We start from the raw sequence: 12,564 nt of genomic DNA on the forward strand, positions 1-12,564 counted from the left end.
CCGCACAGCGGTTCCCGCGCCGTCCCGACGCCTCTCACCCTCGCGCCCGTCCGGGACCCGGCGCGAGGGGCGATTCGGCCCCGACGGGGGTCGTTCGGCCCAAGGCGCGCGGGCGGGCCGAACGGCCCCGAGCGCACCCCGGGCAGCCCAAGAGGGCGGCCGGGGCGCCGTCCCACGCTGGGAGCGGATCGGGGAGGCACGGATGAAGCACCGCAAGATCGGTAACGTGATGACCGACGACGTCGTCCGGGTGAGCTCCCTGGCCTCGTTCGACGAGGTCGGTGCGCTGCTCGCCCGGCACCGGTTCAGCGGGCTGCCCGTGGTGGACGAGGACGACAAGGTGGTCGGCATGATCACCGGGACCGATCTCAGCGAACCCGCCCCGACGGCCGGACAGCTGATGTCGCGCCCGGCGGTCACCGTGCGCCCCCAGGACAGCATCGTGGACGCGGCCCGCGCGATGGACCGCCATCGCGTCGAGCGGCTTCCGGTGGTCGACGAGGAGGACCGGCTGATCGGCATCGTCACCCGCCGGGACCTGCTGCGGGTCTTCCTCCGCGCGGACGACGAGATCCGCGCCGAGGTGATCGACGAGGTGCTGGTCCGCTCGCTGTGGCTCGGCCCGCAGTCCGTCGCGGTCACCGTGACCGACGGGGTCGTACGGCTGGAGGGGCAGCTGGACCGGCACAGCGAGATCCCCATCGCGGTCCGGATGACCGGACAGGTGGACGGCGTGGTGGCCGTGGTCGACCTGCTCACCTACCGGTTCGACGACTCCGCGGGCCGGGGAGGTGCGCGGCGATGACCCACCCGGCCAGGCCGGTGCGGGGCGGCCGGGTGGTGGTGGGCCTGGACGGCTCCGACAGCGCCTGGGCCGCGCTGGACCGGGCGGTCGCCGAGGCGCGGCGCCGTGAGGCCACGCTGGAGATCGTGCACGCCTGGCCGTGGGGCCGGGCCGACCCGCTCGCCTTCGACACCGACAGCGAACCGTCGCGCCCCGCCGTGGAGATCGCCAGGACCGTGCTGCGGCTGGCCGTGTCGCGAGCCAGGGAGCAGGATCCACAGCTGCGGATCGTGCCCACCCTGACGGCCCAGGACGCGGTGCCCGAACTGCTGCGGATCGGCGAGGACGCCTCGCTCATCGTCATCGGCACCCGGGGCTTGGGCGGCTTCACCGGGCTGCTGCTCGGCTCGGTCAGCCTGCGGCTGGCCGCCCACACCCGGCGCCCGCTGCTGGTGGTGCGCGGCGGGCCACCGGCGGCGTACGGGCCCGAGGGCCATGGCAAGGTGCTGGTCGGCGTGGAGAGCGGCGCGGACGCGCCGGCGGCCCGCTTCGCCTTCGAGGAGGCGCGCCGCCGCCGGGCCCGGCTGCGGGTGCTCTACGCCTGGCCGCGGCCACGGGTCTTCGCGGGCGATCACGCCCTGCCCGCCCGCGAGATGGTGGCGCTGCGCGCCGAGCGCGAGCAGACGGTGGCCTACGCCATGGTGACCAAACTGCGCGAGGAGTTCGGGCAGATCCCGGTACGCGAGCACACCACCCACAGCGCCCCCGCACAGGCGCTGATGGAGGCGTCACGAGCGGCGGACGTCCTGGTGCTGGCCGTACACCGGCGAACGCCCCGCCTCGGCATGCAGCTGGGCGCAGTCACGCACGCGGCACTGCACCATGCGCACTGCCCGGTGGTGCTGGTGCCGGTCGAATAGGGTCCCGGAGATCGCTTGATGTATCAGTTGCGCCAGATCAAGCGTTTTTGAGAAGGGGGTACCGAACCCCCGCCGCCCGCACTCCGGAGGGGCCCCGGCCACCAACCGCAGAAGCCGCCACCGACGCCACACCCCACCGGCCCGTCACCCGGCGACGCGGCCGCGCCCCGGCACCCCCTGCTCAAGGCGCCGAAGGCGCGAAACGAAACCCGCACCCGGCAGACTGCGGACCACAGACCACAGACGGCAGGACCGTACCCCCGGGACCCCCTCCCCCCGGTCGCGGAATGGGCCGTATGTCCTGGTCTCCGGGCCCTCCCCGGGACCGGTCGGCCCTGTCGGCGGGGGCCCGGCCATGGTCCGCTTGAATTGGGCACCGGGGGCATCCGGCAGACGCGGAGAAGCGGACGCACGAACACCGCGCACCGCGCAATCAGGGCCCGCGAGAAGTGGGCGCCCCCGGCGCCGCGCCTCGGACCGGGCACCTTCCGGTGGTGACCGGGACGGTGCCCAAAGGGCCGTGGCTGTCGTGAGGGCACGCGCGCGGGCCGCCAGGGCGGCGCTCGCTCATGCGGCGCCGCGCGCGGTCGGCCGTCGGCGGACGGCGGACGGCGGACGGCGGACCGAACGCCCCGCAGGCGAGCCGAAGCCCGAGGTGCCCGAGGTGCCGAGTGGGCCTGCCGGGAAGGAGGCAGCGATGGCGCGCCCCGTGACCGTCGGACTGGACGGTTCCCCAGAGAGTCTGGCCGCCGCCGGCTGGGCGGCCCATGAGGCCCGTTCGCGCGACGCGCCGCTGCGGCTGGTGAACGCGTGGCCCGTGCCCGATCAGAAGGAGCTGACACCGGGCCGGGAGGCGGCCTGGCAGTACTGGGCCGAGTGCGCACTGCGCTCGGCACGCGCCGAGCTGGACGCCGACCACCCGGGCATGGCGATCCTCACCGACCAGATCCCCGGTATGCCCGCGCCCGTACTGCTGGCCGAGGCGGAGCGGGCCCAGATGCTGGTGGTGGGGTCCCGTTCGATCGGCGCGGTCGCCGGCTTCTTCCTCGGCTCCGTCGGCCTTGAGCTCGCCGCACGCTCCGTGACCCCCGTGGTCCTGGTGCGGGCGGACGGGCGCGAGGAGCGGCACGGCGATGTGGTGGCGGGGGTGGAGCCGGGCGAGCCGTGCGACGACATCCTGGAGTTCGCCTTCGACGCCGCGGCCCGGCGCGACGGTGTGCTGCGGGCCCTGTACGCCAACCGGGTCCCCGCCATCCGGGACGACGCCCCCTGGGTGGTGGACGTGGGGCTGAGGGATGCGCGCAAGGAGTCGGAGCACTCGCTGGGCGAGGTGCTGGCGCCATGGCGGGACAAGTTCTCCGATGTGCGGGTCTTCGAGGAGGTCTCGTCGGACAGCCCGGCCCGGCGGCTGGTGAGCGCGGCGGCGGGGACGGCGCTGATGGTCGTGGGCCGCGGGCCGCGCCGGGTGGGGTTCGGCCCCCGGCTGGGGCCGGTCGCCCAGGCCGTGGCGCACCACGCCGCCTGCCCCGTCGCGGTGGTGCCCCAGCGATGAGCCCCCGTCCGGCCACGGGAATTGGGACGCCGCGCCACACGCCCAGGCGGCGGGGAGCAGCGGCGGAAGCCCAAGACAACCGGAAGCCGAAGACGACCGGGAGCCCAAGACAACCGGAAGCCGAAGACGACCGGGAGCCCAAGACAACCGGAAGCCGAAGACAACCGGAGGCGACCGAGGCCGCCGGAGGAAAGGGAAACGGCCATGAAAGCACTCGTCTTCCACGGGCCGGAGCAGTCCTCCTGGCAGGAGGTGCCCGACCCCGAACTCGAGGCCACCACCGACGCGATCGTCCGGATCGACACCACGACCATCTGCGGCACCGATCTCCATATCCTCCGCGGCGAGCAGCCCGACGTCGAACCCGGCCGGGTGCTCGGCCACGAAGGGGTGGGCGAGGTTGTCGAGACCGGTACCGACGTCCGTGGGATCCGCCCCGGCGACCGGGTGCTGATCTCCTGCGTCTCGGCCTGCGGCCACTGCCGCTTCTGCCGGGAGCGCAGCTACGGACAGTGCCGTGGCGGCGGGGGCTGGGTGCTGGGGCGCACGGTCGACGGCACCCAGGCCGAGTACGTCCGGGTGCCGTTCGCCGATCTGTCCACCCATCCGCTGACGGGGACGGCCGAGGGCCATGACGCCGTACTGCTGGCCGATGTCTTCCCCACCGCCTACGAGGTGGGCGTCCTCAACGGCCGGGTGGGGCCGGGCGATACGGTCGTGGTGGTGGGCTCCGGGCCCATCGGGCTGGCCTCGATCGCCACGGCGCAGTTCTTCTCGCCCGGCCGGATCATCGCCGTCGACCCGGATCCGGCCCGGCTGGACGCCGCCAAGCGGGTCGGTGCCGACGCGGTGGCGGACTCCGCCGAGGACCCGGAGCGGCTGGTCGACGATCTCACCGAGGGGCTCGGCGCCGATGTGGTGATCGAGGCCGTGGGGAGTCCGCGGTCCTTCGAGACCTGTACCCGGATGGTGCGGCCGGGCGGCCGGATCGCCAACGTCGGGGTGCACGCCCGGCCCGCCACACTGCACCTCGAAGATCTGTGGATCAAGAACGTGACGATCACCACCGGACTGGTCGACACCTACTCCACCGCCACTCTGCTCTCCCTGCTGGCCGCCGGGCGGCTGCCCGCGTCCACCCTGATCACCCATCTGTTCGAGCTGGACCAGATGGAGGAGGCGTACGACGTCTTCGCCCACGCGGCCGACACCGGCGCGATCAAGATCGCGGTCGGCGAGTGCGCCCGGCCGCTGGTGGCCCGGGGGAAGTGAGCGGGGAGGTGACGCGTATGGCAGCGCCCATCACGGTCGGCGTCGACGGATTCGCCGAGAGTCCGCCGGCCGCGCACTGGGCGGCGCGCGAGGCGCTGCTGCGCGATCTGCGGCTGCGGCTGGTCCACGCCTGGAACCCGCCGTCGCCCGGGGCCCCGACCCTCCCCCACGAGGACGATCTGAACTACTGGGCGCAGCGGCTGCTGACCGACCTGGTGGGCGAGTTGCGCGACGCCCATCCGGGGCTGCGGGTCTCGGCCGAGCTGGTGCCGCGCGAGACCGTGTCCGCGCTGCTGGGCGCGGCCCGGGACGCCGAGATGCTGGTGCTCGGCTCACGCGGCCGGGGCACCCCCGGCGGTTTCCTCCTCGGCTCGACCGGCCGCCATGTCCTGGCACGGGGAGAACGGCCGATGATCATGGTGCACGCCGACGACAAGCCGCTGACCGCCGATGTGACCGTCGGGGTGACCCTGCGAGGGCCGAACGAGGAGACGCTGCGGTTCGCCTTCGACGCCGCCGCCCGGCGCGGTGGTGTGCTGCGCGCCGTACACGCGAGCGGGCCGGGGAACGACGAGACGGGGGACGAGAGGGCGGAGGCGGAGGCGGAGCGGGCGCTGGACGCGGCGCTGCGCCCCTGGCGGGAGAAGTACCCCGGCGTGACGGTGGCGCAGGCCCTGACCACGGAGCGCCCGGCGCTCGGTGTGCCGCACACCGCGCGGGGCTCCGGGCTGCTCGTGCTGGGCCGGGAGAAGATCGAGCCGGGCCCGGTCGCCCATCTGGGCCCGGTGATCCACGCGGCGGTGCACCACGCGCCGTGTCCGGTGGGGGTCGTCCCATGCGGCTGATGTGCGGAGGGAGGCGGGAGTGACGATGTCGGAGGCGATGGTCACCGACCTCTACGAGGCGACGATGGCCCTGTCGTATCTGCGCGAGGGCATGACCGGCCCGGCCACCTTCGACCTCTACGCCCGCGACCTGCCGCCCGAGCGGGGCTTCCTGGTGGCCGCGGGCCTGGAGCCGACGCTGGACTGTCTGTCCGGCTTCCGGGTGGAGCCCGAGGACGTGGAGGCGTTCGCCGTGGCGATGCGCCGTCCGTACGAGGACCTTGAGCCCCTGCTGGGGCTCGGCTTCGACGGCGAGGTGCGGGCGGTGCCCGAGGGGCGGATCGTCCTCGCCGGGGAGCCGCTGCTGGAGGTGACCGCGCCGCTGCCGCAGGCCCAGCTGATCGAGACGTATCTGCTGGGGCAGCTGAGCCATCAGACCACCGTCGCCTCCAAGGCGGCCCGGTGCGTGCTCGCCGCGGCGGGGCGCCCGGTGGTGGACTTCTCGCTGCGCCGCGCCCACGGCCCCTGGTCGGGGATGCAGTCGGCGCGGCTGAGCGCGATGACCGGGTTCACGGCGACCAGCAATGTGGCGGCGGCCGCCGCCTACGGGATCGAGGCCACCGGGACGATGGCGCATTCGTACATCGAGGCGTTCCCGGACGAGGAGACCGCGTTCCGCGCGTTCGCCCGTACCCACCCCGGCCCGGTCACCTTCCTGGTGGACACCTATGACACGGCGGCCGGAGTGGCCACCGCGGCGCGGGTGCTGCGCGAGCTGGCGTCCGGGCCCCGGGGCGCGATCCGGCTGGACAGCGGCGACCTGGGCGAACAGGCGGTGCGGGCGCGGCGGATCCTCGACGCGGAGGGGCTGCCTGAGGTGCGGATCGTGGCGAGCGGCGGGCTCGACGAGTACGCCATCGAGAGGCTGATCCGGTCGGGCGCGCCGATCGACGTCTTCGCCGTGGGCACCCGGATGGGGGTGTCGGCCGACGCCGCCTACCTCGACACCGCGTACAAGCTGGTGGCCTACGACGGGAAACCGGTGATGAAACTGTCCTCGGCCAAGGCCACGGCCCCCGGGGCCAAGCAGGTGTGGCGCCGCGCCGGCTACGCCGATGTGATCGGCGAGCGGGACGAACTTCCGCCCCACGGCGGTACGCCACTGCTGGAGACCGTGATGCGCGGGGGCCGGCGGACCGAAGCCCCCGACACCCTCGACCGCGCGCGTCGGCGGTTCGACACCGATCTCGCGGGGCTGCCGCCGCACGCCCGGCGGATCCGCCACCCGGTCCCGCCCCGGCCGGCCACCTCCGCCGGGCTGGCCCGGCTGGCGGGGCGGGTGCGCGGCGGGATCGAGCACCGGCTGGCGGCCGGTGGCGAGGCGGGCGGAAGACAGGCAGCGTGACCTAGGAGGATGCCGTGCCCGGGAGTGCCCACATCGTGAGTGATGTGATGACCCATACCGTCGTCGCCGTCGGCCGCGAAGCGCCGTTCAAGGAGATCGTCAGAACGCTGGAGCAGTGGCGGGTGAGCGCCCTGCCGGTGCTGGAGGGCGAGGGCCGGGTCATCGGCGTGGTCTCCGAGGCGGATCTGCTGCCCAAGGAGGAGTTCCGCGACAGCGACCCGGCGCGGGTGGCGCAACTGCGCGACCTGCCCGGTATCGCCAAGGCGGGCGCGGTGACGGCCGATGAGCTGATGACGTCCCCCGCCATCACCGTCCACGCGGGCGCCACGCTCGCCGAGGCCGCGCGGATCATGACCCATAAGCGGGTCAAGCGGCTCCCGGTGGTGGACGAGGAGGGCCGGCTGGAAGGCATCGTCAGCCGCGCCGATCTGCTGAAGGTGTTTCTGCGGCCGGACGACGACATCGAGGAGGAGGTGCGCCGCGAGGTGGTGACCCATCTCTTCCCGGCCGAGGGGGAAATCGTCCAGGTGAGCGTGAACGAGGGCGTGGTCACCCTGACCGGACGGGTCAAGGAGGCCGTTCTCATCCCGGCGGCGGCCCGTCTGATCCGGGCGATCGAGGGCGTGGTGGACTTCGACAACCAGCTCACGGCCGCGCCTCATACGGCCCAGCGGCAGTAGGGCTCCCATCCGGCGGGGCCACGCCGTGCCGAGCGCGGCGACGCCGAGACGGCACGGTCCCCGACACGACACGGTCCTGACCCTGCGGCCGGGGTCCCGGCCGCAGGGTCGGACCGCCCGAGGCGGCCCGAACGCCCCCGAGCACCACGGCGGCGACCCATCGAGCAGGCGGCGCGGCACCGAGCGACGCCCCCGGTCGGCGGAGGCCGGGGGCGCCGGGCGATGTCCCCGGCCGCCACCGGGAGGCACTCCGACATCGGACGCGACGGCCCCGGCAACGTCAGTCACCGAGGCCACGGACTCACAGCACGACCGGACACGGCCGGCGCACCACCGGATGCGGTGACTCCAACACGCACCCCACCACCGGGGCCACGCACACACGCACACACGCACGAAGACCAGCCCCGGACACCGCTCCGCGTCACCGGATGTGGCGGCTCCAGCGCGGGCCGACCTCGGCCCAGGCGCGTCCCCACTCCTGGGTGCGGGCGCGGTCCAGCCGCCAGCGCACCACACCGCGTCCGGCCAGCGACACCGCGCCCACGCCCGCCGCGGCGGACGTCCCGGCGAGCACCGCGCGGGTGGCGATCTGCTCGGGGGTGGGCGGCCGCTGGACCAGCCGCCCCCGACCGTCGGTCCAGACCTCCGTGGCGGTGCCCGCCTTACTGCTTTCGTGGACCCGCGCCGTACCGGTGTGGACGGTGCCGTCCAGGCCGGTCCACCGCACGACCGCGCGTACCAGGCCGGTGGTGGACCCGTCGGCGGCGGGCTGTGCGGCGGGGGCGTTCTCCTTCAGCACCGCGGGCACCCGGTGCCGGTCCGCCCGCTCCTGCCGCAGTGACGCGTCCACGGCGGTGCCCGCGGCCACCCCGGCCGCCGGGCCGCCGACCGCCATCACCAGGCCGGTGACGAGCACGACCCACGCCTCGATCACATCCGAGCGGCGTCTGAGCGGGTTGCGCCGCCACCGCCACATCCGCCGCCCCCGCACTTCCGTGCCCATGCCGTGACGGTCGCACGCGCGGGGAGGGCGGGACGAGGGCCGGGCAGCCCCATTGGGGGCCCGTTCGGCCCTGGTACCGCCCTGACCTGCTGCGCCAGGATTTTGCACCGGGGGACGGGCGGACGGCGGACGAACAGTGCGAGAGCCCATGACCGAGACACGAGCGACACCGGCGACGCCCATCAGGGTGTTCGTACTCGACGATCACGAGGTGGTCCGGCGCGGACTGCACGATCTGCTGGACGCCGAACCGGACATCGAGGTGGTCGGCGACGCCGGAACCGTCGACCACGCGCTGGCCCGTGGCCCGGCGCTGCGGCCCGACGTGGCCATCCTGGACGTCCGGCTGCCGGACGGGGACGGCATCACGGTCTGCCGTGAGCTGCGCTCCCGTATGCCGGATCTGGCCTGTCTGATGCTGACCTCGTTCGACGACGACGATGCCCTGCTGGACGCGATCATGGCCGGGGCGGCGGGCTATGTGCTCAAGCAGATCAAGGGATCGGACCTGGTCTCGGCGGTGCGCACGGTGGCCTCCGGCCAGTCGATGCTGGACCCGGCCACCACCGCACGGCTGATGAGCACCCTGCGCGGTGACACCGCCCCGCAGGAGCCCAGGGACGAGGTGCTGGCCGGGCTGTCCCCGCGCGAGCGGGAGATCCTGGTGCTGATCGGCGACGGGCTCACCAACCGGCAGATCGGCAAGCGGCTCTTCCTGTCCGAGAAGACGGTCAAGAACCACATCTCCCGGCTGCTGGCCAAGCTGGGCGTGGAGCGCCGCATCCAGGCGGCGGTGCTGGCGACCCACTCGGCCCCGCACCCCGCCGACGACCACCCGGGCTGAGCCGGGGACCGCCGCATGGGGCCGCGGGGCCCCGCCCGTACCACCGACGCGCCCGACCACCGCCCACCACCGACGGCCCACCACCACCGACGCCACACCACCGCTGACGGCCCACCGGCGAGGAGAGGACCCATGCAGCCCGCAACGCTCGACGCGGCGATCCTGGAAAAGCTCATCTCCGCGGCCGTGGCCGCTCCGTCGATGCACAACACCCAGCCCTGGCGCTACCGGCTGAACCCCGAGACCGTCACCCTGGAGGTCCGGGCCGCCCTCGATCGGGCGCTGCGGTACGCCGATCCGATGGGCCGGGCGCTGACCGTCTCGGCCGGGGCCGCCGTGTTCAATCTGCGGGTCGCCGTGGCCCACTTCGGCTGGGACCCGGTCGTCCAACTGCTGCCGTACCGCTCACAGCCCGATCTGCTGGCCACGGTGCGCCTGGCCGTGGCGTCCCGCGACGGCGCCGGGCGCCACGGCGATCCGCACCCCGATCTGTACGACGTCATCTGGCGGCGGCACACCAGCCGCTCCCCCTTCTCCGGGCGCCGGCTGCCACCACGGATACTGTGCGAACTGACGGAGGCGGCGCGGGCGCACGGGGCCACGCTGTGGCCGGCGGACCCCGAGGAGACCGCACGGCTGCTGCGGCTGACCGCCGAAGCGGAGCGGCGCACCGCCGGGGATCCGCGCCGGCTGGCCGAGAGCCACGCCTGGATCCGCGACACCGGGCCGTACGGAATCCCCACGGCCGCCCTCGGCCCACAGGACGCCACCGGACGGGTGCCGATGCGCGACTTCCGGGGCTCGCTTCCGGACGCGCGCCAGGCGGGCGATCCGCCCGCCGCGGAGTTCGAGAGCCACCCGACCATCGCCGTACTGGCCACGGACCAGGACCGGCGCACCGACTGGCTGCGGGCCGGGCAGGCGCTGGAACATGTGCTGCTGCTGGCGACCTCGCACGCGGTCCGGGCGTCCCTGCTGCACCAGGCGCTGGAGTGGTCGGATCTGCGCTGGGCGCTCAACGACGAACACCGGGCACCCGGCCATGTGCAGATGCTGATCCGACTGGGGTACGGACCGGTGGGACCGGCCACTCCGCGCGGCGGTGCGACCGAGGCACTGGACCGAGGCCACTGACACGGCACGCCCCTCGCCCACTACGCGACAAAACCCTCGCACCCCACACCGGGCAGCCACCCACCGGCACCGGCACCGGCACCGGACAGCAACCCACCACACCAGCAGCCACCCACCGGCACTGGCGGCGCCCACCGCGCCAGCGACCACCCACCACACCAGCAGCCACCCACCGGCACTGGCGGCGCCCACCACACCGACAAGCCACCCCACCACACCAGCGACCGCCCACCGCGCCAGCGACCGCCCACCGCACCGGCAGGCGCCCACCGCACCGGCCGACCGCGCACAACACCCGGCAGCCAGCCGCCTACCGCCCCGGCAGCGGTACGGCCCACACCAGGCGGGTGCCACCGCCCGGTGGCTCGCCGAGCTCCAGCTCTCCGCCGAGCTTCTCGGCGCGTTCGGCCAGGTTCCGCAGTCCGCTGCGACGCCCGCCCTCGGGGATGCCCACCCCGTTGTCCGTGACCGTGAGGGTCAGCCGTCCGGACGCCACGACCAGCGAGATCTCGGCGGCGTCGGCCCGTGCGTGCCGGGCGATGTTCGACATCGCCTCGGCCAGGACGGCGACCATGTCATCCGCGACGGAGCACGGCACATCCGTGTCGACCAGGCCCTCGGTGCGCAGCGAGGGGGTGAAGCCGAGCGCGGGCACGGCCTCCTCGATGGCCTTGGCGGTACGGACCCGCAGCCCCTGGACGGCGGGGCCCGCCTCGTGCGAGCGCAGCCCGAAGATCGTCGAACGGATGATCTTGATGGTGTCGTCCAGGTCGTCCACGACTCGCAGCAGCCGTTCGGAGCCCTCCGGATGCTGGACGAAGCGCAGGGTGGACTGGAGCGTCATCCCGGCGGCGAAGAGCCGCTGGATGGCCAGATCGTGCAGATCGCGGGCGATCCGGTCGCGGTCCTCGAGCAGGGCGAGCTGTTCGGCGTCGCGCCGCCGCTCGGCCAGTTTCATCGCGATCGCCGCCTGACCGGCGAACCCCAGCAGGGTGTCGGTCTCGACCTGGGTGAAGGCGTGGCTGTCCGCCACACGGGCCAGCGAGAGCACCCCGCCCACTCCGTCGCGCGTCCGCATCGGCACCGCGACGGCCGGGCCGAGCCCCTCCCAGCGCTGCGGGCCGACCGTGATCCGCGGGTCGTTCTGGACATCGGTGCTGGTGACCGGCTCGGAGGCGGTGACGGCCGCCCCGCCGAAGGTGCCCCGGCGGGGCAGTACGAGACCGCGGTGGGCCTCGGCGTCGGTCCCCGACGCCAGCGCGACCTGGAGTTCGTCGGTGTCGGCCACCGGCAGCATCAGCACTCCGAGATCCGCGGAGAGGATCCGCCGCGCGTGCTCGACGATCAGCTCCAGGACCCTGGTCTCGTCCACTCCGGACAGCAGGCTGTGGGTGACCTCCGCGTTCGCCTCCAGCCAGCGCTGGCGGTGCCGGGCCTCCTCGTACAGCCGGGCGTTCTCGATGGCCACCCCGGCGGCCACGGCCAGGGTGGACAGCACCGCCTCGTCCTCGCCGTCGAACTCCTCACCGCCGCGCTTCTCGGTGAGGTAGAGGTTGCCGAAGACCTCGTCGCGCACCCGGATCGGCACCCCGAGGAAGGAGCGCATCGGCGGATGGTTCGGCGGAAAGCCGTAGGAGGCCGGATGTTCCGAGAGCTCGCCCAGCCGCAGCGGCTTGGGGTGGCGGATCAGCTCGCCCAGGAGGCCATGGCCCGCCGGCAGCCGCCCGATCGCCTCGGCCCGCTCCTTGTCGACGCCCACCGGGAGGAATTCGGCCAGCCGCTGATCCTCACCGATCACCCCCAGCGCCCCGTATTCGGCGTCCACCAGCACCACGGCGGCCTCGACGATCCTGCGCAGCACATGCGAGAGATCGAGCTCCCGGCCGACGGTGAGGACCGCTTCCAGCAGACTGTGGACCCGGTCCTGGGTGCCGCGCACCCCGTCGATCCGCACCTGCAACTCTTCCAGCAGCTCATCCAGCCGCAGCCGGGGCAGATACTCCGTACTCCTGGCGCTCTCCATACCCACGGTGCCTCCGTCGGCCTCACCGCGCGCTCGGCACGGCATTCCGCACGGCCCTCACTCTCTTCACGGTAGCCGCGCCGGGCCGAGGGTGAGTGCCGCACGACATCTTGGCGCGAA

General features: G+C 73.9%; 11 protein-coding genes. 9 read left to right on the forward strand and 2 right to left on the reverse strand.

From position 1 onward, the window contains the following. Positions 1-202: 202 nt before the first annotated feature. The 7 genes from NQU54_RS02665 (at position 203) to NQU54_RS02695 (ending at position 7,437) form a co-directional block, all read left to right on the forward strand. On the forward strand, positions 203-805 hold the full coding sequence (locus tag NQU54_RS02665) for a CBS domain-containing protein (RefSeq protein WP_257629549.1): 603 nt from the start codon (positions 203-205) through the stop codon (positions 803-805). Further along, positions 802-1,704 (forward strand): universal stress protein, encoded by a 903-nt coding sequence (locus NQU54_RS02670; protein WP_257629550.1) that lies wholly within the window; start codon positions 802-804, stop codon positions 1,702-1,704. The genes NQU54_RS02665 and NQU54_RS02670 overlap by 4 nt, the downstream gene beginning before the upstream one ends. Before the next feature lie 697 nt (positions 1,705-2,401). Continuing rightward, positions 2,402-3,256, forward strand: a complete 855-nt coding sequence (locus NQU54_RS02675; RefSeq protein ID WP_257629551.1) for a universal stress protein — start codon at positions 2,402-2,404, stop codon at positions 3,254-3,256. 204 nt (positions 3,257-3,460) lie between these two features. Then, positions 3,461-4,528 (forward strand): alcohol dehydrogenase catalytic domain-containing protein, encoded by a 1,068-nt coding sequence (locus tag NQU54_RS02680; RefSeq protein ID WP_257629552.1) that lies wholly within the window; start codon positions 3,461-3,463, stop codon positions 4,526-4,528. A 17-nt stretch (positions 4,529-4,545) separates the two neighbouring features. Then, entirely contained in the window at positions 4,546-5,373 is an 828-nt protein-coding gene (locus NQU54_RS02685; RefSeq protein ID WP_257629553.1) for a universal stress protein, read from the forward strand. A 25-nt stretch (positions 5,374-5,398) separates the two neighbouring features. Further along, on the forward strand, positions 5,399-6,757 hold the full coding sequence (locus tag NQU54_RS02690; protein WP_257629584.1) for a nicotinate phosphoribosyltransferase: 1,359 nt from the start codon (positions 5,399-5,401) through the stop codon (positions 6,755-6,757). Positions 6,758-6,771: 14 nt separating this feature from the next. Next, positions 6,772-7,437: a CBS domain-containing protein gene (locus tag NQU54_RS02695; RefSeq protein WP_257629554.1), complete on the forward strand. Its 666-nt coding sequence runs from the start codon at positions 6,772-6,774 to the stop codon at positions 7,435-7,437. Positions 7,438-7,861: 424 nt separating this feature from the next. Here the strand turns inward: NQU54_RS02695 and NQU54_RS02700 are convergent, their stop codons facing one another. Beyond that, positions 7,862-8,443: an Rv1733c family protein gene (locus tag NQU54_RS02700; protein ID WP_257629555.1), complete on the reverse strand. Its 582-nt coding sequence runs from the start codon at positions 8,441-8,443 to the stop codon at positions 7,862-7,864. 148 nt (positions 8,444-8,591) lie between these two features. Between NQU54_RS02700 and NQU54_RS02705 the strand changes: the two genes are divergently transcribed. Next, complete coding sequence (locus NQU54_RS02705; protein WP_069867256.1) at positions 8,592-9,287, forward strand: response regulator; 696 nt, start codon at positions 8,592-8,594, stop codon at positions 9,285-9,287. A 132-nt stretch (positions 9,288-9,419) separates the two neighbouring features. After that, a complete protein-coding gene (locus NQU54_RS02710) occupies positions 9,420-10,421 on the forward strand; it encodes an Acg family FMN-binding oxidoreductase (protein ID WP_257629556.1) in 1,002 nt (333 codons plus the stop codon). 310 nt (positions 10,422-10,731) lie between these two features. Here the strand turns inward: NQU54_RS02710 and NQU54_RS02715 are convergent, their stop codons facing one another. Further along, positions 10,732-12,444: a sensor histidine kinase gene (locus NQU54_RS02715; RefSeq protein ID WP_257629585.1), complete on the reverse strand. Its 1,713-nt coding sequence runs from the start codon at positions 12,442-12,444 to the stop codon at positions 10,732-10,734. Positions 12,445-12,564: the final 120 nt, after the last annotated feature.

It is taken from the genome of Streptomyces malaysiensis subsp. samsunensis (assembly GCF_024519315.1).
GTDB lineage: Bacteria > Actinomycetota > Actinomycetes > Streptomycetales > Streptomycetaceae > Streptomyces > Streptomyces malaysiensis.